Origin of the sequence: Nonomuraea sp. NPDC048882 (assembly GCF_040649755.1) — a bacterium.
Lineage (GTDB): Bacteria > Actinomycetota > Actinomycetes > Streptosporangiales > Streptosporangiaceae > Nonomuraea > Nonomuraea maheshkhaliensis.
In genome coordinates this window covers 414,485-435,970 of record NZ_JBEZGB010000006.1, presented here as the reverse complement: position 1 = coordinate 435,970, position 21,486 = coordinate 414,485, and the positions used below count along the sequence as shown (strand labels likewise).

Below are 21,486 nucleotides of genomic sequence, written 5' to 3'. Positions count from 1 at the left end.
TCGGGCGGGGCGCGTGATCGTGCGTGCCCTGCTGGCGGGCGTGCTCGCCCTGCACGCCCTCGCGGCCCCGGCCGCCGCGGCGGCGCCGGAGGAGTGCAACCCCAAGAAGGGCACGCTGAAGCTGCCGGCCAGCGAGCCGTGGGCGCAGAAGCGGCTCGACATCAAGAACGCCTGGCGCCTGACCAGGGGCGCGGGTGTGCGGATCGCGGTCGTCGACAGCGGCGCCGACTACCGCCACCCGCAGCTGCCGATCGCCAAGATCATCGACGAGACGCACACCGGGCACACCGACTGCGTGGGCCACGGCACGGCCGTCTCGGGCATCATCGGCGCCCGCTACGTGGCCGGCGTCCCCTTCCACGGGGTCGCGCCCGAGGCCTCGATCGTGGTGGTCAAGCAGAGCAACAAGAGCGAAGGTGACATCAACAAGCTCATCGACGCCATCAACGACGCGGTCTCGGCCAAGCCCAAGGTGATCAACATCTCGGTGAAGGCAGCCGACCATCCCAACCTCAAGGCCGCCATCCAGCGCGCTCTGGCGCAGGACGTCGTCGTGGTCGCCGCCGCGGGCAACGTGGACGGCCCCGAGGACGAGGACGTGCCCGCCTATCCGGCGGCGTACGAGGGCGTGCTGGCCGTGGGCGCGGCCACCCCGGACGGCCGCAGGGCCGACTCCTCCAACGCCGCCACCCCGGTCGGCGTGCTCGGCCCCGGCACCGACATCACCGCGCCCTGGCCGGGCGGGACCTACATGCGCGGCCTGGAGGGCACGAGCTTCGCGGCGCCGTACGTGGCGGGCACCGCCGCCCTGGTGCGGGCCCGCTTCCCCCAGCTCGACCAGGAGCAGGTACGCCGGCGCATCATCGCCACCGCCGACGGCGCGGCCGGGGCGGGCACCGGGGCCGGCATGGTCAACCCGCTGCTCGCGCTGACCGCCGTGCTGCCGTACGAGCGGGGCGGCATGCCCGTGGTGGCCGAGCCGCCCCCCAGCGCGCTGCCCGCCGACGCCGTGGCCAAGGTTCCGCCGCGGGACGAGAACGCCGTCGGCGTCGCCATGGCGGTGGGCACCGGCGTGATGCTGGCGATCATGCTCACCGCCGCGTTCGCGTTGCTCATTCCGCAGGCGCGCCGCAGAAGGTGGCGTCCGGGGCGCATGGCTTAAAAGTTGCAATTGGGTGAAATGTCGATCTGCACGGCAAATCCCCTGATGCAGAAGTGACTGATGCGATTGAATGTCGCGATGAAGATCGTGGATTGACTGGAGGGACGGAAATGCACCCCTTGCGGCCGGGCGATCCCGAGAAGCTGGGCGCGTACGAGCTCTTAGGACGCCTGGCCGACGGCCCGCGTGGCGTGGGCTTCCTCGGCAAGGAGTCCGACGCCAAGGAGAACGACGACGCGCCGCTCCGGGTGATCAAACTGCTCCCGCCCGCCCCGAGTCTCGGCGGCGGCGACGACATCGTCCGGCTCTCCGGAACGCAACGCGTGTCGAGCTCGTACGTCGCCAGGGTCCTGGACGCGGGCCGGCACGGCGACCAGCTCTACGTGGTACGCGAGCACATCCAGGGCCACAGCCTGGCCGACGTCGTGACCCACGACGGCCCCCTCGACACCGACACCCTCGAACGCGTGTCCGTGGGCGTGCTGACCGCCCTGACCGCGGTGCACCTGGCCGGCATCACGCATCGCGGGCTGACCCCGCACAACGTCATCATGGGCCCCGACGGGCCCCGCGTGACCGACATCGACCTCGGCGAGCCGATCGGCGAGATGAGCTACCGCGCTCCCGAGCAGATCAAGGGCCTGGGCTACGGCCCGTACGCCGACGTCTTCTCCTGGGCCGCCATCATGGTGTTCGCCGCGACGGGGAAGCCGCCGTTCGGCCCCGACGAGGAGTCGGTGCTGACCGGCGAGCCCGAGGTGGGCGAGGTCGGCGTGCTGGCCGAGCCGCTGCGCCAGGTGGCGCTGTCGGCCCTGGCCAAGGACGTGGGCTCGCGCCCCACCACGTACGTGGCGCTCCTGCGCGTGCTCGGCGACAAGCGGGGCGTCACCGGCGGCCCGAAGGCCCCGCCGCTCCAGCCCGGCATCGCCGCCGCTCCCGGAACCCCGGCCGCCGCTCCCGATGCTCAGGGGATCGCGGGCGCTCCCGGCCCGCAGGGCCCCTTCGGCGCCCCCGGCCCGCTCGGCGCTCCTGGTATGCCGGCGCCCGGTGCCTTCAACCCGGCCGGCGGTCCTCCTCCCGGCGCGTTCCACCAGCCCGGAGCTCCCGGCGCCGCTGACGCGCCGATCGAGGGCGTTCCAGTGCCGAGCCTGCCTCCCATGGCCGGGCAGCCCATGCCGGGCCAGCCCCCGATGGGCGGGCCGCAGGGGCCGCCGCCGCAGCAGCCTTGGGGGCCGCCGGTCGTGCCGCAGGGCCAGCTGCAGGGCCAGCTGCAGGGCCAGCTGGAGGGCCCAGGGGCGATGGCCGGCGTGCCGATCGCGCCCGCGGGCCACGGCGCCGAGCCGCCGCCCGAGCAGCAGCGCCCGACGGCGGTCCTGGGCCAGACGGTGCCCTCCCGCCCGCCGCGCAGGTTCCCGCTGGGCCTGGCCGCCGCGGTCGGCGCGCTCGCGCTGCTGTCAGGAGTGGGACTGTGGGGCGCGGGACAGTACGCGTCCACGCACCGCTTCGAGGTGGTCGCGGCGGCGAACCCGTCGCCCGTGGGCACCGTGGAGGCCGGCGGCAAGGGCGGCGAGGCCCCTCAGTCGGCCGACCAGGGTGAGGGCCAGGGCCCGGGCCAGCCCCAGGCTCAGACGCAGCCCGACCCCGGGCAGCCCCAGGGCGAGGTGACCGTGCCGTGGGGCGTGACGCAGAGCGCCGACCCCGGCAATGACGTCGGCCCGATGGTGCTGCCGAACGACTGGACCTCCCAGACGCCCGCGACGCCCGAGCTCAGCACGGTGCCGACGCCGCTGCCCATCACCACCACCCGGCCCGTCGCGCCGCCGAGGGTGACCGTCCAGCCGCCGGTGGCCCAGCCCACGGTGACCGTGACGGCGAGCACCCCGTCCACGCCGACGCCCTCGAACGAGATCCCGCCCCAGACGACCGACACCCCGACGCCCACCCCGTCGGAGTCCGGTACTCCGGTGCCGACCGTCACCGTGACGATCACGCCCACCCCGACCGTGACCGAGACCGCGACGCCGGTCCCGACCTCCACGGCCACCGCGGCGCCGACCCTCACGTGGCTCCCCACGACGCCCGCCACGACCAAGCCGAAGCCGACGGCGACGCGGACCGCGCCGCGCCCCTCGCTCACCGCGAGGCCGGCTCGCAACCCGCACACGCCGTCCTCGGTCTGCGGGGCCGGGTTCGTCGTGAAGGGCGCGCAGGAGTTCCAGGGCGGCCAGGTCGTCCTGCTCGCCCACCCGTCGAGCGGTGAGGCCTGCGTGGTCACGATGAAGCGCGAGGACGTGGGCCAGAAGGCCAACATGAGCGCTGCGATCTCGGTGCAGAACGGCGGCGGCAAGAGGGACAACGGTTCGTACGAGTACTACGCCGGACCGGTCAAGCTGCCCGCCAAGGGCAAGTGCGTCCGGTACTCCGGCAGCGTCGGCACCGCCGGCACCAGCGGCTCGGCCTGCCTCTGACCCTTACGCGGCACGTGAAAACCCCCTCCGGGCAGGTCCCGGAGGGGGTTTCCGCGTCAGAGGGGCTCAGCGGGCGTCAGAGGGTCACTGGCCGTTCGTGACCACGTTCAGGGACGCGGACTGCTCATGACCACGTTCAGGGACGCGAGCCGTTCATCAGCTCGTCCCTGGCGGCCGTGGCGGCCTGCTCGGCCATGATGACGGCCGCGGTGATCTCGTCGGCCAGGCGGCGCGCGTCCAGGCGCTTGCGGCTCAGCGGGTGGATGTCCAGCGCGACCAGCGTGCCGAGCGCGTCGGTCCTGGCCACGATGCGGCCCTCGTCGGCGCGCCCGACGAACTGGCGCGCGCTCCACTCGGCCGCCCGTTCCTCGGCCCGCCTGGCGGACGCCACGACGGCGTCCAGCCGCTCCATCAGCTCCCGCATCTCCCGCGTCCCGGGCGTCCCGGGCACGTCAGGCATTCCAGGCATTCCAGGCATAAAAGACATGGCTCATCCCTCCCGCAGCACGCGCTCGATGTGGGGCGCGAGTGGATCGCCGCCCGGCATGGACGGGTTCCGGCCGCCCAGCCCCTCGGTCAGCTCCGTCAGCCGCTCGCCCATGGCGCCCTTGGCCGCGCCGATGGCCTGCTTGACGGCCTCGGCCAGCTCGACGTGGTCGAGGTCGCGCAGCCCGCGCGCGTCGATGCTCAGGCCGAGCAGGCCGCCGGTGCCCGAGACGCGGGCGCGGACGACCTTTCGGGCGTCGGTGCCCTCCATGCGTTCGCGGGCCAGCTCGTCCAGCGCGCCGCCGAGCGCGGCGGTCCAGGCGGTGACCTCGCGGACGAGGCCGGCCAGGTCGCCCTCCCTGCCCTGGAGGAACGCCTCGATCTCGGTCATGACTCCTCCATCGGGACCCAGCGGTCCTGGTGCTGGATCTGGGGCGAGATGTTGAGCTCGCGCGCGCCCTGCTCGGGCTTGCCGGAGTTGTAGAAGGCGCCCAGCAGGTCGTTGAGCCGCAGCTCCAGCTTGTTCAGCTCGCCTTCGTTGGTGACGTAGATGTCGGCGAACTGCTTGAGCAGGTTGCCGAGCGCGCCGGCCCAGATGCCGAGGTAGCTCAGCAGGGCCGCCCGGCCGACGGGGTGCGCGCTCATGCCGGCCAGCGCCCTGAAGACGGGCGCGGAGCCTGCGTACAGGCCGAGCACCGACAGGTCGTACTCGGCGACCTCCTTGAACTGCGTCTGCATCGCGCCGCTCATGTCGTCGCTGACCTTGCCGAGCTGGCTGAACAGGCCGTTGACGTTGAACCTGACGTACTGCTGGAGCATCTCCGCCGCGTCGCCCTTCCAGTTGGGGGCGATGTCGTCGAAGTAGCCGCGCCACATGTTCGACCGGTTGCCCTCCAGCGAGCCGCTCATCTCCTTCCAGGTGTCGCGCCTGCTGGAGAAGAGGAACGGGTTGCCGACGTTGAGCGTGGCCGCCACGTCCAGGGCGAGCGCGGCCACGCCGAGCCCGGACAGCACCATCGCCTGGCGGGTGGGCTGGCGGGCGATGTTCAGCTGCCCGATCAGCCGGCGGTAGAAGCCGGGGTCGGGGCGGGCGCCGGCCGGAGTCACCTGGACGGTCCGCGCGATGTTGCCGCTGCGGTTGGCGATGTGGAGCTGCTGCGTGCCCGCGGGAGGAGTGTTCTGGCCGGGTACGACGAGCTTCGGCGGCTGGTTGGAGGGGGTCGACATCAGGATCCTCCACCCGGCCGCTCGGCGTTGCGGTAGTTGTCGGCCGCCATGGCGATCTTGCCGCTGTCGGTCTGGAGGACGTTGCGCAGGATGCCGGCGCTGTCCTTCCAGGAGTCGGAGATGCGATTGAAGCGGTTGACGAACATGAGCCCGACGAGGGGCACGCCGGCGAGGGGAGCCAGGTCCATGCCCTCGAAGCGGGGCGTGTACTCCTTGACCTCGTTCACGCCCTGCGCGGCGCCGCTGATGGAGCCGGCGAACTTGTCGATGGAGCCGGCGTTCGCCTCGTAACCGCCCTTCTTGCCGTCGCCCTTCTGCTCCGGCTTCGGGGCGGGCTTGGACGGGGCGGGGGAGGCGCTGGGCCGCAGCGTCGGCGGCAGGCACGCCGGTGGCGGGCACTTCGGCGTGTGCGGGCACGGGCTGACGACGGTCACGGTCGGCGCGGGCGACTGTGACGGCGCCGGCGACTGCGACGGCCCTGGCGACTGCGTGGGCGTCGGGGTCGGGTCCGGCGTCTGGCTCGGGGTCTGGCTGGGTGTGGGGCTCGGCGTCTGGCTCGGCGTGGGGCTCGCCGTCGGGGTGGGCGTCGGGCTGGACGACGGCGGGGGCGAGGAGGGCCCTCCGGCCGGCGTGTCCGGCGAGACGCCGGCCGTCGGAGACGCGCTGGGAGACGGGGTCGACACGTGATCAACGTAGCACCGGAAGTAACACGAAAAATCGGTATAAGCCCAGGTTAGAGGCCCATTAAGCTACGTTTCACGCACTTGTCATTCGCCGTTCTCCTGGCTCAGTACGGCTTGTATCCGCCGCCGCTCTCCAGCGACCTGATCCCCGGATGGCCGGCCAGGTTCCCGTACCGGCTGTAGGTGTAGAGCACCCCGGCGATGATGTTGTCCACCGGCTCCCGGATCTTGTCGTACCCGGGCAGATGGTGCGTCTTGAACGTCGGCGGGATGGTCTGCATCAGCCCCTGGGACGGCACGCCGTTCTTGGCGTTGATGTCCGTGAGGTTGATGGCGTCGGGCCTGCCGCCCGACTCGTGAAAGATGATCGTCCAGATGCGCTGGATGTCCTGGGGATCGTTCGGGTCCAGGTCGCTCACGTTCAGGCCGCGCTGCCGCATGATCGCGGCCATCTCCGGCGAGCGGATGACGGTGAGCGCCTGCTTGATCCACTCGACGACCTGGGGCTTGGGCGCGGGGGCACTGCCGTACGACGACGGCGCCCCGACGCCGCCACCCGCGCCGCCTCCGTCGCCGCCGAGCGTGCCGCCGGGCCCGCCGGGGTCGCCTGTCGAAGCGAACTTGGTGGTCGGGTGGTAACTGCCGATCTTGCGCCAGTCGACCTTCTTCTCACCGGGGTCGAAGTCGGCGCCACCGGCCGCGCGGATGCCCTTGAAGAAGCCGAACCCGTCGCCGAGCTGCCCGTCGAGGGCCTCCTTGGCCGTGGTGAGCGCCTTCTGTGCCCTGGTCACCTGTTTGCCGGCCTCGGTCACGGGGTCGGCGTCGAACTGGCCGCGCACGTGCGCGTCGATCTGCTCCTGCGTGGCGTCGGAGTGCTTGCCCTGGTAGGCGCTCTCGGCGCTCTGCGCGGTCCTGTGCAGCCCGTCGATGGTGTTGTAGGCGCTTTCGAGCGTGGACGCGGCCGTGTCCAGCGCCTTGGCGCAGGAGTCGAGGGCGCCGTCCAACTGGCTGCCCGCCTTCGGGTAGGCCGCCATGTAGCCGGCGAAGGCCGTCGCGGAGTCGCCCTGCCAGGCCTTGCCCACCTCGGCGACGTACTTGGGCAGCCGGTTCGTCGAGGTGGAGGCATGGTCGCCCGCCGTGCGCAGGCCGGCCGCGATGGCGCGGATGGCCGCCGGGTCGCCGTGGACCTTCTCCCTGAGCGCGGCGAGCTGCGAGGCGACGCTCATGCGCCGGAGGCTCCCGCGGCGCCGCGGAAGTTCGCGGCGACCTTGCCGAGCGCCTCCTCGACGCCCTGCATCCGGCTGCGCCCCCAGCCGTACTCCTCCTTGACCGAGCCCCAGACCTCGTCGATCTTCTTGGCCAGGGCGCTCGCGCCGTCGAGCGAGCCGAAGATCTCGGCGCTGGTCGCGCCCTTCGGGGCCTTGCTCTTGCTGCCCGTGAACGCGTCCTCGAAGTCGAGCATGTTCCTGACCTTGTACGCCTCCTGGCGGCACTCCTCGATCGCCTGGACGTGCACATCGACGAAGCTCATGAAACTCCCTGACTGACCGGGCAAACGCGCGCAACGGAGCATAGTGGACGGCTCACGGCGACTCCAGGTACGCGGTCTGGATCAGCCGGGCCCCGAACCGCCGGTCGGCGTAGAAGCCGCGGCCGACCGGCAGCGGCTGCGGGCGGATGTTGCCGAAGAGCTGGCCCTCTTCCCGGTTGCCCGACATGATCAGCGCCGGGCTGGCCATCTCCTTCATCCGCTGCACGGCCTGGTCGTACATGGCCCGGCTGGCGCCGCCGCTCTGCCGGGCCAGGATGAGGTGCAGGCCGATGTCACGGGCCTGCGGCACCAGGTCGGCCAGCGGGGCGAGGGGGTTGTTGGACGTGGCCACCAGGTCGTAGTCGTCCACCACGATGTAGAGGTCGGCGCCCTGCCACCAGCTGCGCGCCCGCAGCTGCTCCGGTGTGAGGTCGGCCGGCGGCAGGCGCTTGAGCAGCGCCGAGCGGGCGTCCTGGATCAGCTCGGTGGCCGCGGTGCTGGAGGCCGCGTAGCCGATGCGGTGGTCGGTCACCGCCGTGTCGAGCAGCGACCGCCGGTAGTCGATCACGATCATCATGGCCTCGCGGGCCGTGTTCCTGGCGACCACGCCCTCCATGATCAGCTTGATCACGTTGGACTTGCCGCACTCGGTGTCGCCGAACACGATGAAGTGCGGGTCGGTGTCGAAGTCGAGCGCCACCGGCGACAGCGTGTCCTCGTCGATGCCGATCGCGATCCGGCCCCGTCCCGTCTGCTCAGGCCCCGGCAGAGCGGAGACGGGCAGCAGCGAGGGCAGCAGCCGCACGGGCGGGGCGGCGGGGCCCTGCCACGACTGCCGTACGGCCTCCACCAGGGAGCGGGTGGCGTCGGCCACGTCGCCGGCCCCCGTCTTGCCGTCCACACGCGGCAGCGCGGCGAGGAAGTGGAAGCCGTCCCTGGTCAGGCCGCGCCCTGGCACGCCTTCCGGCACGGCCAGCTGCGCCTTCCTGTTGACCTCCGACTCGTACGAGTCGCCCAGCTTGAACTCGATCCTGGTGCCGAACAGGTCCCTGATCCCGGACCTGAACTCCGACCACTTGTTGGTCGAGGCCACCACGTGGATGCCGTACCCGAGGCCGCGCGCCGCCAGGTCGGTGATCACCGTCTCCAGGCTCTCGTACTCCTGCCTGATCGTCAGCCACCCGTCCACGACCAGGAACACGTCACCCCAGCCGTCGCTCTGGATGCTGCCGTCGGCGGCCATGCGCCGGTAAGTGGCGATCGAGTCGATGCCGTGCGCGGCGAAGCTCTGCTCCCGCTGCCGCAGCAGCGCGCTCACCTCGGCCACGGTCCTGCGGACCCGATCGGTGTCGAGCCGGGTGGCCACGCCGCCCACGTGCGGCAGGCCGTCCAGCGCGGCCAGGCCGCCGCCGCCGAAGTCGAGGCAGTAGAACTGCACCTCACGCGGCGTGTGGGTGAGCGCCATGCTGGTGACGATCGTGCGCAGGGCGTTGCTCTTGCCGCTCTGCGGCCCGCCCGCCACGCCGATGTGGCCCGCCGCTCCCGACAGATCCAGCCAGTACGGGTCCCGCCGCTGCTCGAACGGCTTGTCGATGATCCCGATGACGGCGTGCAGCCGCCCGCGCCCGTCCCAGCCAGGAGTGGACAGGCCCAGCTCGGGCGTGGCCGACAGCGGCGGCAGCAGGTGCGCCAGCGTGGGCGGGTCGCCGAGTGGGGGCAGCCAGATGCGGTGCGCGGATGGGCCGTGCCCGGCCAGCCGGCGTACCACGATGTCGAGCAGGCTCTCTTGGCCACCGCGCTCGTCCACCTCGGCGGCGCGGGCCTCCTTGGGCTGCTGCTTGACCATGGGCACAGGAACGTAGCTGGGGCCGTACTCGACGACCTGGCGCAGGATGGTGCCGCCGTCGTCGATGCTGGGGCGGCGGGACTCGGACTGGTAGGCGCCCGACACGTAGGCGGCCTTGAACCGGGTCATGCCGGTGGTCTCGAACTTCAGGTAGCCGTTGCCCGGCGCGGACGGCAGCTCGTACGCGTCCGCCACCCCCAGCACCACCCGGCTCTCCATGGCCGAGAACGTGCGCAGGCCGATCCGGTAGGACAGGTGGGTGTCGAGGCCACGCAGCCGCCCCTCCTCCAGGCGCTGGGAGGCCAGCAGCAGGTGCACGCCGAGCGAGCGGCCGAGCCGTCCGATCATCACGAACAGGTCGATGAACTCCGGCTTGGCCGACAGCAGCTCGCTGAACTCGTCCAGCACCACGAACAACGTCGGCATCGGGGAGAGCTCGGCGCCCTGCTCCCTGGCCCGCTCGTAGTCGCGCAGCGAGGCGTAGTTGCCCGCGGCGCGCAACTGCTCCTGGCGGCGCACCATCTCGCCGTGCAGGGCGTCGTACATGCGGTCGACCAGCGGGAGCTCGTCCTCCAGGTTGGTGATGACGGCCGAGACGTGGGAGAGCGAGTCGAGGCCGAGGAAGGTCGCGCCACCCTTGAAGTCGACCAGGACGAAGTTGAGGATCTCCGACGAGTGCGTCAGGGCGAGGCCCAGCACCAGCGTGCGCAGCAGCTCGCTCTTGCCGGAGCCGGTGGCTCCGATCACCAGCCCGTGCGGCCCCATGCCGCCCTGCGCGGACTCCTTGATGTCCAGCTCCACGAGGCGCCCGTCGGCGCCGATGCCGATCGGCACCCGCAGCCGGTTACGCCCGGCGCGGGGCCGCCAGACGACCGCGGGGTCCACGTGGGCGGGGTCGCCGACGCCGAGCAGGTCGGTCAGCGTGGTGTTGACCGCCAGCACGTCCTCGGCCTCGCCGCCGGTGGCCGCCGAGGCCCGCAGCGGGGCGAGCTGCCTGGCCATGCCCTCCGCGCGCATGTAGTCGAGCCCGTCGGGGTCGCCGAAGCGGGTCTTGTGCTCCTTGCCCGCGTGGTCGATCTTCACCATGTGGAAGCCGTCCGGCCGGACGTCCAGCCGCAGCGTGCTGTTCTCCTCCACGTCGGGGGTGGAGCCGGACAGGTCGATCACGGTCACGCCCTGGATGGCGTCCGCGCCGAGCTGGGAGTCCTGCGACACGTAGCCGCCGTCCACGATCAGCACGTGGTACGGCAGCACGTCGGCGGCCGCGCCCGGGCGGAACCGGGCGCGTTCCTTGAGCTCGTCGCCGACCAGCCGGTCCAGCTCGCTCAGGTTGTCGGTCATCAGCCGCACCTGGCCGGCCGCGTCGGTCTCCTCCGGGTGCAGCGCGTGCGGGAGCCACTTGATCCACTCCCAGTGCGGCATCCACTCGGCGTTGGCGCACACCATGATCCGCATGTCGTCCGGCGAGTGGAACACGGTCAGCTGCGCCACCATCGCCCGCACCAGGTCGCGCATCGCCGTCGGGTCGCCGGTCAGCCTGATCCGCGCGAAAGAGCCGAGCGCCACCGCCACGGGCAGCTTGGCCACCGTCGAGTGCGCCCTGATGAAGCGGCGCAGCGCGCCGGCCGACAGCGCGTCCAGGTCCTCCACGGGCTTGGAGTCCGGGGGGATGATCTGGATGGCCAGTTTCTGCACGCCGGTGCCGAGCCGTACGGTGGCGAAGTCCTCGTCGCGGGGGCGGCGCTCCCACAGGCGCTGGCTCATCGCCACCCACCACAGGCCGTCCGGCTCGGGGTTGCTCCACTCCAGCGCCTCGCGCTGCTGCTTGGCCGCCCGCCTGGCCCGCTTGCGCACCTGGTCCAGGTAGCGGAAGTAGTCGCGGCGGGCGCCGTTCAGCTTGTACTTGCGCTCTCCCGACTGGCGGCCGACCTGGCCCAGCGTCATGCCGACCATGGACAGCGCGAACAGGCCGCTGGAGACGTACATGATCGGGTTGGAGTTGCCGAACGAGGTGAACATCAGGGCCATCGCCGCCGCGCCCGCCAGCATGGGCAGGTACGTCAGCACGAGGACGAAGCCCTGCCCCTGGATCTCGGGGATCTCGGGAGGGGATTCGAGCAGGATCTCGCCCCGCGGCGGCTTGGGGCCGGGGCGGCGCTCGGGGCGGCGGACGACGACGATGCTCATCGAGACGTTCTTACCAGAAGAGACCAGATATGTTCTTCGTTGTCCCTTAGCGTTGCTGTGGACGGAGTTAAGAGTTGGGTCACATCGTTCAGGGACCTCCGCCCGGGCGGCCCCCGATGCCGGGACCTCCCCACGGTCCGCCCCCCATGCAGGCGCCACCGCAGGTCTACAACGGGCGGATGGGTCCCCCGCCGCCGCAGGGCCCCTTCCAGCAGGGCGCCCTGCCGCAGGTGCCCATGCCGCTCCCGACCCAGTGCCACGTGACCGTCGTCGGCCCGCGGCGCAAGGCCGACCTGGCGCTGCCCGCCGACATCCCCCTCCCGAACGTGCTGCCCAGCCTGCTGCGCGCGCTGGGCGAGGTGGGCGGCGACGCCGCGGCGGCTCCGGGATGGACGCTGCAGCGGCTCGGCGGAGCCCCGCTCGACCTGGGGCAGAGCCTCAGCACCCTGGGCGTGCTCGACGGCGAGATCCTCTATCTCAGGCCGCGTGAGGCCGTCCTGCCGCCCGCCCTGTACGACGACGTGGCCGACGTGGTCGCCACCGGCGTGCGTGGCGGACGCGGCGTGTGGTCGCCCAAGCACACCAGGATCGTCGGCGCGAGCGGCGCCATGGGCCTGCTGATGCTGGGCTCGGTCGGGCTGGCCGTGTCGGGCATGCCGGGACTGACCGTCACGATCGTGGCCGGGCTGCTGGCGCTGCTGCTCATCGTCACCGGCACGCTGCTGTCGCGCGCGGTCGGCGACTCGATGGCCGGCGCGCTGATCGGGCACGCGGCGCTGCCCTACGGGTTCGTGGCCGGCCTGTTCGCGCCCGGGACGGCGGCCGGCTTCGGGGCCCCGCACATGCTGGCCGCGCTGGCCTGCACGGCGCTGGTGGCGGCCGTCAGCGGGGCGCTGATCTCCGACGGCGTGCCCGGCTTCCTCGGCACGGCCGGCGTCGCCACGGTCGGCGGCATCTGCGCCGCGGTGGTCATGGTGTGGGCGGTGCCCCCTGCCGGGGTCGCGGCGCTGGCCATGGCGCTGCTGCTGGCCTTCAGCCCGCTGGTGCCCACGCTGTCGTTCAAGCTGGCCAAGGTGCCGCTGCCGGCGATGCCGACCACGGCCGAGGAACTGCGCGGCGACAACCAGCGGCTCGACGCCCCCGTGATCCAGGAGCGCACCCGGGTCGCGCAGGGCTACGCCACGGGCATGATCGCCACCCTCGCGCTGTCGGCCCTGGCCACGCAGACGCTGCTGGTGCTGAACGACGACTGGGTGTCGGACGTCATGACGGTGTCGCTGTCGCTCACGCTGATCATGCGGGCCCGGGTCTTCCGCGGGCTGGGGCAGCGGCTCTGGCTCATCGGCACGGGCCTGGCCGGGTTCGCCATGCTCGCCCTGTCGCTGGTGGGCGAGGGCGGGATCGTGGGCTCGCTGGCCGTGGCGATCGGGGTGCTGTGGCTGTCGCTGATGACCGTGGGCGTCGGCGTCTGGCTGGCGACGGGCAAGCCCTCGCCGTTCTGGGGCCGCGCCGGCGACATCCTGGACGTGGCCTTGATCGTCCAGCTCTTCCCGCTCGCCCTGGGAGTGCTGGAGCTTTATACCTGGGTGCGCGGACTGTCGGGATAGGAGTGGCATGAACGAGTTCGGAGACTTCGCGAACATCGACGTCGACAAACTGCTCAGGGAGATGGACCGGGAGGTCGGCCGCCTCGACGACTTCCAGCGCGACATCGGAAAGTGCGTCGGCCGGGCCGAGGACGAGAACGGCTTCGTCGCCATCGAGTACGGCAGCGACGGCGTACGAGAGCTTGAGCTGCACCCGAAGGCGATGCGGCTGTCCTCGGGCGAGCTGGCCGAGCTGATCAAGGACGTGCTCCGCGAGGCGACCCAGGACTTCCAGGACCGGATGTACTCGCTGGCCAACGACGCCTTCGGCGAGGCGGACAACCCGCTGCGGCAGATGAAGGACCCCGACGCCGCGCTCGCCAAGATCAAGCAGGCCGAGGCCGTCTACGACCGCGCGTTCGAGGACGTGATGAAGGAGTTCGACAAGATCCGCCGCCGGATGAACCTCTGACGCGGCCCCTAACGTGACGCGGCAACTGTGCCGGCGGCCGAAATGGCAGAGTTGACAGGGCCTTCGACCTGCGGATTTGTCCGATAGTCACCATGTCGCGACAGATCCGTAATCTGAGGTTGCTGGGAAAAATGGGGTCAATGGTGGCTACGATGCCATTTGATGTTGTTCGCGGGGGGTAGTCGGTTTCCTTGCGGGACCGCCCGCCCTAGCAGACGAAGCCATCTCGACTTGGAGGTCCAGTGGCACTGTACGGGGCAAGCCCGACTCAGCTGACGAACGCGGCAGGCTACTGCGAGGAGACCGCGCAGTACATCGAGGGCATGAGGCAGCGGGTGCAGGCGATCAAGACCCAGCTGGTCACGCAGGGGTGGAAGGGCGGGGCTTCCCAGAAGTTCAGCGGCGCGCTCGACCAGTGGGACCTGGAGTTCAAGGCCGTCATCAAGAGCCTTGAGGACATCTACGACCGCCTGAACATCGGCGCCGGGGTCTACAAGAACGCCGCCGACGAGAACATGGACCTGGCCGGCCGCGCCACCAGCGCCGGCGCCGGTCGCGTCGACTCCCTCATCAACCGCTGACCTGGACGGAGCACAACGCCATGGGTATGCCCGCAGAGGACTACACGTTCGTCCGGTTCGGCTCGATGGACGAGGCCTACGAGGACCTCAAGAAAGTCATCACCGAGCTCGACCGGGTCACCGACCAGCTCTACGCCGACATCAAGAAGGAGCTCGGGCCGAGCTGGCAGGGTGACGCCCAGCAGTACTTCGACAAGAAGCGCGAAGAGTGGAACACCCACGAGAAGGCCATGGGTGAGCAGCTCTTCCAGGCGGCCTCCTCGGTCAACATCGCCAACGGCAATTACCAGGCCGCTGAGCGCCGCAACATCAGCATCTGGTCGGACTGACCCGACACCTTTCCACCCTCTCGGCCATCGCCGCGGCGCGATGGCCGAGAGCACTGTTGCCGGGGGAAGGCATGAGCGAAAACGCGCCGGAGATGAACGTCGACCCCAAGTTGTTCGACGCGCGGGAGAACTCGCCGTCGAGCATGCGGGTGATCGCGGAGGAGCTGAGGAGCACCTTCGAGGCCCTGATGGGCAAGAGTGAACGCCCGAACGGCAACGTCAACCAGATCTACAAGGGCGGCGAGCTGTCCCGCGCCGAGTTCGGGCAGTGGAACGACGCCACCCGCCTGGCCGCCCTCCTCGGCTCGGACAACGCGGGCAAGAAGTTCGTCGAGGTGTACGAGAAGTTCATCGAGGCGTTCGAGAAGGTGGCCGACGCGGTCGAGGTCAGCGCCGCCAACCACGACAAGGCACGCCGGGAGAACGAGGGTGAGGCCTGATGGGTGATCACGGGTCGGTCTGGCTGGCCCAGGGCGCCGCCGGTCCGTCGGGGGAGTACCCCTCGGAGGACAAGAGCCAGATCAAGCAGTGGCTCGACGGCGCCAACCCGCTCGTCATCGACGGTCAGGGGCAGACCTACCTCAACGCCAGCAGCAAGGTCGAGCAGGCGTACACGGCCCTGGAGACGCACGCCCCCAAGATCGCCGCGATCTGGAAGGGCCCCGACGCCAACAAGGCCAAAGAGGCACTGGAGCTGCTGCACGCCACCGGCAAGGAGCTGTCGGGCGCGCTGCAGAAGATGGGCTCGCAGCTGTCCACGTACGCCCAGCACCTCACGACCGCGCAGACCAAGGTCGACGAGGAGCAGAAGGTCCCGTCGGGCACGGAGGACGCGGCCACCGTCAAGAAGGTGCTGGAGGACATCCACGCCCGGCAGACGCTGCACGAGCTCAACCAGAAGATCGTCGAGGTCTACAACGCGGCCCCGAAGTACCTCAACTACAACCTGCCGACGGTCAGCCTCCCCGGCTCCGGCGGCCCGACCACGACGAACCCGAACTACCCGACCGGCACGCGGTACACGACCACCGGCTCCGGCTACGACGGGTCGAGCGGCGGCAACTACGGCGGATCGGGCGGATCGGGCTCCGGCGGGTCAGGCTCGGGCGGCGGCTCCGACTCGGGCGGCTCCAATCCCGGCGGGACGAACCCGGGCGGCACGAACCCCGGCGGGACGAACCCCGGCGGCTCCGACCCCGGCGGGACCGACCCGGGCAACTCAGGCCCCGGCGCCCCCGGCACCCCTGGGGACCCCGGTCAGACGCCGCCCCCCACCACCACGGGGCCAGGCGACGGCACGGTGCCCCCGGTCATCGGTGACCGCGACACCACCACGACCACCGGCGGCCCCACCACGACCGACTCGCGCCAGACGGACATGGCGAGCTACCGGCCCCCGGTGGTCCCGACCACCCCGACCGTGCCGACGACCATGACGCCGCCGCCCACCACGCTGACCCCGACGCCGGGCTACGGCATGCCGACGCCCGTGGGCGCCGCTCCCGGCATCCCGTCGGTCATCGGCTCTCCCGGTGTCGGCGGCGCCCACCCCGCCCTGGCCGGGCCCGGCTCAGGCCGCGCCGGCGGCGTCGGTCCCGGCGGCATGCCGATGATGCCGTTCATGGGTGGCGCCGGAGGCGGCGGGGAGTACAGCGACCTGGAGCGGAACACGTACATGCCGGAGGACTCCAGCAACTGGACGTCCGGCCATGAGACGACGGATCCGGTGATCGGATGACGAACAACGGTTCAAGCCCCTACGGCGATCTCGGCGGGATGCCCGGCATGGGACAGGGCGTCTCGTTCGAGAAGGGCGAACTCGACCGGGCCGGCGGGAAGATCGACGGCCACGTCCAGTACTTCTCCAGCCTCGGCGAGAAGGCCGACGCCCTGCGTGTTCCCTCGCCGCACTTCAGCGTGCTCGGCATGGGCGTGCAGAGCGCCCACGAGAAGGCGATCCAGAACCAGCGCGACGTGCTGAAGCGCGCCCACGACGCGCTGGCCTCCTGGAAGTCGGCGCTCAAGGCGGCCGACCAGAACTACAAGGCCGCGGAGGACGGGAGCGGCAACCAGTACCCTCCCGGCGGGCTGCCCACCGGCAAGCTGCCCGGCGGCATGAACCCCGGTGGCCTGAAGCCGGGCGACCTGCCCAACGGGGGCGGCCTCGACCTGCCCAAGCCTCCGGGCAGCGACCTTCCCGGTGGTGACCTGCCCAAGCCTCCGGGCAGCGATCTTCCCGGTGGTGACCTGCCGGGCGGCGATGTGCCCGGGGCCGACGTGCCCGGCGCGAACACCCCGGGCGGGCCGGGCACGAACCTGCCCGGCACCGACATCCCCCAGCCCGAGCTGCCGAAGACCGATCCGGCGGACATGAAGGTCCCCAGCATCGACTCGGCGATCAACGACCCGTCGAAGACCGACCTGTCGCAGTTCACGCCGCAGAACCCGTCGCTCACCGGCAACCTGCCGCCGGGCACGGACCCGTCGGCGCTGGGCAACCGCACGGCCGTGCCGAACACGTACGGCGGGCCTGGCGGCGGCGTCAGCGCCGGCACCGGTGCCGGTCTCGGGGCCAACGGCCTGCCGGCCGGCGGCGCGGCGGGATTGCGCGGCGCCGGCTCCGCGGGCGGCGCGCCGATGATGCCCATGATGCCGATGAGCGGCGGTGCGGGCGGCCAGGAGGGCCGCGACCGTGAGAAGACCATCGGGCTGTCGGAGGACGAGGGTCTCTGGATGGGCGATGAGGACATCGCGCCGCAGGTGATCGGCCAGGAGGAAGTGTGAGCGGCAAGGAGATGTTCGACGCGGCGGCGACGATGTCGGCCGGCGCCGCCCTCATGATCCTGCGGCCCTGGGCGTTCTACGTCGCGGCCACCATCGCCACTCTGCGCAGCCATCCCGATGGCATGCGCGACTCGGCCACCAACTGGCGCTCCGCCGACAAGAACGGCGTGACCACCGAGCTCGACAGCCTCGTGGGCGAACTGAACAACCTGAAGAAGGAGCTGAAGGACCAGGGCAAGTGGGAAGGGGGCGCCTTCGACACGTTCGAGGAGGTCCACGGCAACTTCCTCAAGTCGGTCGAGCAGCTCAAGAGCGCGCGCAACGACGCCGGCGACGCTGTCGACTCGAACGCGAACTTCCACTCGCAGGTCGCGGTGGTCGCTCTCGCCATCGCCATCGCCATGGTGGCCTGGGGCCTGTTCGTCTTCGCCGCACGATGGCTGCCCGCCTACAACGCGGTCGTGCTCGGCATCGACGCCGCGCTGGGCAAGGCCATGCTCCAGGGCGCCAAGAAGATCCTGGCGAACAACATCAAGGCGGCCCTGATCCTCACCGGAGTCATCTTCGGCGTCATCACCCTCAGCGAGATGACGGCCAAGTCGTTCCCCACGGTCAAGGCCATGCCGAACGAGATGTCGGCGATGACCGGCAAGGGGAAGACCCCGGACGACATGCGCCAGCCGTTCACCAACGACGGGCTGGAATACGACAAGGAGACCGGGCAGCTCATGCCCAAGACCAACCTGGAGATCTGACCTCCGGCTGATTCGCGTTCGCCGCCGGCTCGATGCCGGCGGCGGCCGTATTTTGGCCGCGCCGCCGGTTCCACGCCGGCGGCGGCCGGGCGTCACTGCGACTGCTGCTGCTGGAGCGGCATGGTGTCCGGCACCGGCGTCCCCGCCGCCGCCGGGTCCAGCGAGGGGCCGTCGGGGATCAGCCGCAGCAGGTGGGCGGGCACCGGCGCCACGTCGGTGATCTCGTAGCCCAGCTTGCCCACGACGTCGGCGGAGGCCAGCCGGAACCTCCTGCCCTGATCCGTGATCAGCGAGTACTGCTGCACCGCCGAGAGCTGCCCGTCCCCGGGCAGGGTCCCGGCCAGCACGGCGGTGCCGGGCGGCAGCAGGACCTGGTCGACCTTGTCGGGGCCGGCGCTGGCCGGCGGCGTCGGGATGCGGATCTTGCTGCCGGTGGACAGGACCGCGCTGGTCGAGCCCTTGAGGGTGTTGCCGTAGACGGCGCAGAGCGGGGCCGTCACGCCGGGCGCGCGGAAGCGCGGCATCGTCTTGGGCATGCCAGGGTTCTGCAGGTTGCGGGCCGACGCCTTGGTCGCGTTGGCGCTCGCGGCGTCGATCGCCGTCTCGCGCACCGGGCTCTTGCCGTACGCGATCTTGCTGGCCGGGTCCTGGAGCAGCAGCATCGCCTGCGTGTGGCTGATCGGGGCCAGGCCGTCGGGGAGCAGGACGTACCAGCGTTCCGGGGCGCCCGCCATGGAGGCCACCTTGTAGACGTGCCCGGCCCTGGCCGCCGCGCCGCCTGGCCCGCGGGTCTTCTTGCCGCGCTGCGGGATCACCGGAGGGGCGAAGTCCGTGCCCGCGGGGATGGCGTTGACCCAGGAGGCGGGCACGCGGCGCGGTGTCTGGTCGGTGAGGCGGTCCACGTTCCGCACGCGCATGCGCTGGTTGGCCCACAGCACCCAGTTCTGCTGCCCGTCGCTGACGACCAGTGCCTCGCCGCCCACGGGCGTCCCGCCGACGTCGATCCCGGCCACGAGCGTGACGTACGCCTTGCGTACGTTGGCGGCGTCGGCGCCCTCGACCACGCAGGCCGACCACGGCGCCTTGACCAGCCGGGCCGGCTTGGGCAGCGAGTCGGGCGCGCCCATGATGCCGACCTTGTGCCCCCGGGTGTAGCCGGCCAGCGACTCGGCCGACACCGTTCTGACCTTGATCTCCTGGCTGTCGAGCAGCAGCCGGGCGGAGACGTAGTTAGCCACCGGCTGCAGCGTGCCGCTCTTCTGGTTGTAGACGTAGGAGGCGCCGGTCTCCTCCTCAAGCAGCAGCTGGCCTGCGTCCGTCAGCTTGGTGGCGTTGCCGGGCTTGAGCAGGCCCCAGATCCCGAACGCGGCCATGATGAGCACCGCGATGATGATCCCCGCGAAGGTGGCGACGTTGTGCCGCCGCATCGGGGATTCGGGCAGATCCGGCTCACCCTGGAGCAGGGCGAGTCCCAGGCGCTGCGTCATGAAGCGATGCGCCTGATAAAGATCCTTTTGGTTCTGCATATTTGCTTATGTTACGCATGTTGACTATGGGTCTTCTGTACGGCAAAGAAACGATCCACTAAGCTCCTTGATCGAGTGCCAAGGGGGAGTCTCATGGGAACGGAACCACCTAAGGACTGGCCGGGGCTCGTCGCCGACCGGGACGGTGTCACGTACGACGCGAAGAAGATCGAGAACATCGCGGGAGCGCTGCGCGAGGCACTGAAGCCCATCGACATGATGGGCACCGGCACCCGGCCGGGCTCCCTCCAGGACCTCAGTATGGTGAGCTACACGCTGACGGCGCTGCGTGAGCAGCTGCAGACCATCAAGGGCTGGGCTGGCGGCGAGTTCGGCTCCCAGCTGGAGAACAGCCACACCGAGATACAGAAGATGTATCAGGATGTGCTGACCAGCCTCAACACCGCGATAGCCCTCGTGGAGGCGGGAGCCGGCACCTACAAGGTGACGAACGCCGCCAACCAGGGCGGGAGCTGATCGGCGTGGGGAAGACCAAGCACCAGGTGCACATGCTGAAGACCCTCTGCCTCGACTTCAGCGTCAAGACGGACGCCTACAACGTCGAGCAGGTCGTGACCCTCATCAGGGGCCTCGACCCCACCAAGGGCATCCCCAAGGCGGCGACCGCCTACGAGAACGCCCACAAGGCCCTCGGCACCGCCAGGGAGGCCGTCAAGGACCAGGCCATCGAGCTGGCCAAGGTCTGGGAGGGCAAGTCCTCGGTCGAGGCGCAGACGGCGCTCGGCGTCCTGTACGTCACCATGGGCAAGCTGATCGAGGCGCTGTCCCCCCTCAAGAAGTCCCTGGACGGCCTCGGCAAGGTGGTGCAGGCGCACCAGGCCTTCATCGACGACGGCCACAAGGGCATCCTGGACACCTGGCACAACCAGAGCATCGGCTCCTGGAACGACAGCATCCCCGACGTGTGGAGCACGTACAAGGGCTACTACAGGAACCCCAACGGCGGCGTCGGTGACGACAACGTCGAGAACGAGGCCGACCACAGCTGGGGGTCGCAGAACGACCTGGCGGGCGAGCACCTGCAGACGCTCAGCGCGGACCTCCAGGCGGTCTTCATGGAGATGCCGGACTCGGTGGAGTCGACGCTTCCCGACATCAAGCCCCCGGACCCGTGGAACGGCAAGCCGCCGCCGGTGAAGTACCCCAATGGCACGCCCTCGCCGCTCAACACCGGCTCCACCCTGCCCCCGTACGGTCCTCCGTACGGACCTGGCCAGAACCTGCCGGGCGCCGGCGACATCCCCGGCGGGCCCGGCGGGCCCGGCAACGGCACGCCGAACCTGCCCGGCACCGGCGACCCGTCGCTGCCCGGCACCACGACTCCCGGCGCCGGCGACCCGTCGAACCCCGGCCAGCCCGGCGTTCCCGGCACCCCCGGCGCGCCGAACGGGAACGTCCCGAACGGGCAGATTCCCACCACCACCGACCCGAACGGCGCCGTGAACCCGGGGACCATCGGCAGCCCCAAGACCAACCTCCAGGACTTCCAGCCCACCGCCACGAACCAGCCCCTCGGCACGACCCCGCCCTACGGCCAGAACGTCCCCACCACGACCGGCTACAACAGCCCCAGCACGCCGTCGTACGGGCCGGGCGGCGGTCCTGGCACCTTCGGCGGGGTGGGCGGCGTCGGCGGCGCGATGGGCCCGGGAGCGGCCGGAGCCGCCGCCCGCGGCGCCTCCGGGACGGGCGGCATGCCGTTCATGCCGATGGGCGGAATGGGCGCCGGCGCGGGCGGGGCCGACCAGTCCAATGACCGCGAGTCCACGACCTGGCTGCACGAGGACGACGACGTCTGGGGCGGCGACTCCGACTCGGTGGTCAACGGCCGCATCGGCTGAC

The 21,486-nt window shown here is 71.0% G+C and carries 21 protein-coding genes; 13 read left to right on the top strand and 8 right to left on the bottom strand.

The features are described 5' to 3' along the window. Positions 1-13 precede the first annotated feature (13 nt). Both AB0C27_RS23855 and AB0C27_RS23850 read left to right on the top strand, forming a co-directional pair. Positions 14-1,162 carry a S8 family serine peptidase gene (locus AB0C27_RS23855; protein WP_357847528.1) on the top strand — a complete coding sequence of 383 codons (1,149 nt, stop codon included), beginning with the start codon at positions 14-16 and terminating at the stop codon, positions 1,160-1,162. A 110-nt stretch (positions 1,163-1,272) separates the two neighbouring features. Then, the gene (locus tag AB0C27_RS23850) at positions 1,273-3,630 is read left to right on the top strand and encodes a hypothetical protein (protein ID WP_357847525.1); all 2,358 of its coding nucleotides are present in this window, start codon (positions 1,273-1,275) and stop codon (positions 3,628-3,630) included. Between the two features lie 136 nt (positions 3,631-3,766). On the opposite strand, the gene AB0C27_RS23845 is transcribed toward AB0C27_RS23850, so the two are convergent. Genes AB0C27_RS23845 through AB0C27_RS23830 form a run of 4 tightly spaced genes read right to left on the bottom strand, consistent with a single transcriptional unit; the run spans position 3,767 to position 5,777 of the window. Then, on the bottom strand, positions 3,767-4,090 hold the full coding sequence (locus tag AB0C27_RS23845) for a YbaB/EbfC family nucleoid-associated protein (protein WP_357847522.1): 324 nt from the start codon (positions 4,088-4,090) through the stop codon (positions 3,767-3,769). A gap of 30 nt (positions 4,091-4,120) precedes the next feature. After that, positions 4,121-4,507, bottom strand: coding sequence for a YbaB/EbfC family nucleoid-associated protein (locus AB0C27_RS23840; RefSeq protein ID WP_357847519.1), 387 nt, complete (start codon positions 4,505-4,507; stop codon positions 4,121-4,123). Beyond that, entirely contained in the window at positions 4,504-5,343 is an 840-nt protein-coding gene (locus tag AB0C27_RS23835; protein ID WP_346115016.1) for a hypothetical protein, read from the bottom strand. Before AB0C27_RS23835 ends, AB0C27_RS23840 begins: the two co-directional genes overlap by 4 nt. Next, entirely contained in the window at positions 5,343-5,777 is a 435-nt protein-coding gene (locus AB0C27_RS23830) for a hypothetical protein (protein WP_357847516.1), read from the bottom strand. Before AB0C27_RS23830 ends, AB0C27_RS23835 begins: the two co-directional genes overlap by 1 nt. Between AB0C27_RS23830 and AB0C27_RS23825 the strand changes: the two genes are divergently transcribed. Beyond that, on the top strand, positions 5,749-6,030 hold the full coding sequence (locus tag AB0C27_RS23825) for a hypothetical protein (RefSeq protein WP_357847513.1): 282 nt from the start codon (positions 5,749-5,751) through the stop codon (positions 6,028-6,030). The two genes, AB0C27_RS23830 and AB0C27_RS23825, sit on opposite strands and share 29 nt — an antisense overlap. 100 nt (positions 6,031-6,130) lie before the next feature. Here the strand turns inward: AB0C27_RS23825 and AB0C27_RS23820 are convergent, their stop codons facing one another. Genes AB0C27_RS23820 through eccCa form a run of 3 tightly spaced genes read right to left on the bottom strand, consistent with a single transcriptional unit; the run spans position 6,131 to position 11,590 of the window. Further along, a complete protein-coding gene (locus tag AB0C27_RS23820) occupies positions 6,131-7,252 on the bottom strand; it encodes a WXG100 family type VII secretion target (protein WP_357847510.1) in 1,122 nt (373 codons plus the stop codon). Next, complete coding sequence (locus AB0C27_RS23815; RefSeq protein ID WP_357847507.1) at positions 7,249-7,557, bottom strand: hypothetical protein; 309 nt, start codon at positions 7,555-7,557, stop codon at positions 7,249-7,251. The genes AB0C27_RS23820 and AB0C27_RS23815 overlap by 4 nt, the downstream gene beginning before the upstream one ends. A 52-nt stretch (positions 7,558-7,609) precedes the next feature. Continuing rightward, positions 7,610-11,590, bottom strand: coding sequence for a type VII secretion protein EccCa (eccCa, locus tag AB0C27_RS23810; protein ID WP_357847504.1), 3,981 nt, complete (start codon positions 11,588-11,590; stop codon positions 7,610-7,612). A 146-nt stretch (positions 11,591-11,736) separates the two neighbouring features. On the opposite strand from eccCa, the gene eccD reads away from it, so the two are divergent. From eccD to AB0C27_RS23770, 8 genes are all read left to right on the top strand, one after another. Beyond that, positions 11,737-13,197 (top strand): type VII secretion integral membrane protein EccD, encoded by a 1,461-nt coding sequence (gene eccD / locus AB0C27_RS23805; protein WP_357847501.1) that lies wholly within the window; start codon positions 11,737-11,739, stop codon positions 13,195-13,197. Between the two features lie 7 nt (positions 13,198-13,204). After that, positions 13,205-13,648 carry a YbaB/EbfC family DNA-binding protein gene (locus tag AB0C27_RS23800; protein WP_357847498.1) on the top strand — a complete coding sequence of 148 codons (444 nt, stop codon included), beginning with the start codon at positions 13,205-13,207 and terminating at the stop codon, positions 13,646-13,648. Positions 13,649-13,890: 242 nt separating this feature from the next. Beyond that, on the top strand, positions 13,891-14,229 hold the full coding sequence (locus AB0C27_RS23795; RefSeq protein WP_357847494.1) for a WXG100 family type VII secretion target: 339 nt from the start codon (positions 13,891-13,893) through the stop codon (positions 14,227-14,229). Positions 14,230-14,249: 20 nt separating this feature from the next. Further along, on the top strand, positions 14,250-14,558 hold the full coding sequence (locus AB0C27_RS23790) for a WXG100 family type VII secretion target (RefSeq protein WP_146178084.1): 309 nt from the start codon (positions 14,250-14,252) through the stop codon (positions 14,556-14,558). A gap of 71 nt (positions 14,559-14,629) precedes the next feature. After that, positions 14,630-14,998, top strand: a complete 369-nt coding sequence (locus AB0C27_RS23785; protein WP_357847491.1) for a hypothetical protein — start codon at positions 14,630-14,632, stop codon at positions 14,996-14,998. Beyond that, positions 14,998-16,296: a hypothetical protein gene (locus AB0C27_RS23780; protein ID WP_357847487.1), complete on the top strand. Its 1,299-nt coding sequence runs from the start codon at positions 14,998-15,000 to the stop codon at positions 16,294-16,296. The genes AB0C27_RS23785 and AB0C27_RS23780 overlap by 1 nt, the downstream gene beginning before the upstream one ends. Then, on the top strand, positions 16,293-17,342 hold the full coding sequence (locus AB0C27_RS23775) for a hypothetical protein (RefSeq protein WP_357847484.1): 1,050 nt from the start codon (positions 16,293-16,295) through the stop codon (positions 17,340-17,342). The genes AB0C27_RS23780 and AB0C27_RS23775 overlap by 4 nt, the downstream gene beginning before the upstream one ends. Then, positions 17,339-18,097 carry a WXG100 family type VII secretion target gene (locus AB0C27_RS23770; protein ID WP_357847481.1) on the top strand — a complete coding sequence of 253 codons (759 nt, stop codon included), beginning with the start codon at positions 17,339-17,341 and terminating at the stop codon, positions 18,095-18,097. Before AB0C27_RS23775 ends, AB0C27_RS23770 begins: the two co-directional genes overlap by 4 nt. Before the next feature lie 92 nt (positions 18,098-18,189). Here AB0C27_RS23770 and eccB read toward each other — a convergent pair whose 3' ends face one another. Continuing rightward, positions 18,190-19,623, bottom strand: coding sequence for a type VII secretion protein EccB (gene eccB / locus AB0C27_RS23765; RefSeq protein WP_357847478.1), 1,434 nt, complete (start codon positions 19,621-19,623; stop codon positions 18,190-18,192). Positions 19,624-19,716: 93 nt separating this feature from the next. Between eccB and AB0C27_RS23760 the strand changes: the two genes are divergently transcribed. Both AB0C27_RS23760 and AB0C27_RS23755 read left to right on the top strand, forming a co-directional pair. After that, positions 19,717-20,100 carry a hypothetical protein gene (locus AB0C27_RS23760; RefSeq protein WP_357847475.1) on the top strand — a complete coding sequence of 128 codons (384 nt, stop codon included), beginning with the start codon at positions 19,717-19,719 and terminating at the stop codon, positions 20,098-20,100. Positions 20,101-20,105: 5 nt separating this feature from the next. Continuing rightward, positions 20,106-21,485, top strand: a complete 1,380-nt coding sequence (locus AB0C27_RS23755) for a hypothetical protein (RefSeq protein ID WP_357847472.1) — start codon at positions 20,106-20,108, stop codon at positions 21,483-21,485. The last annotated feature ends 1 nt before the right edge of the window (position 21,486 follow it).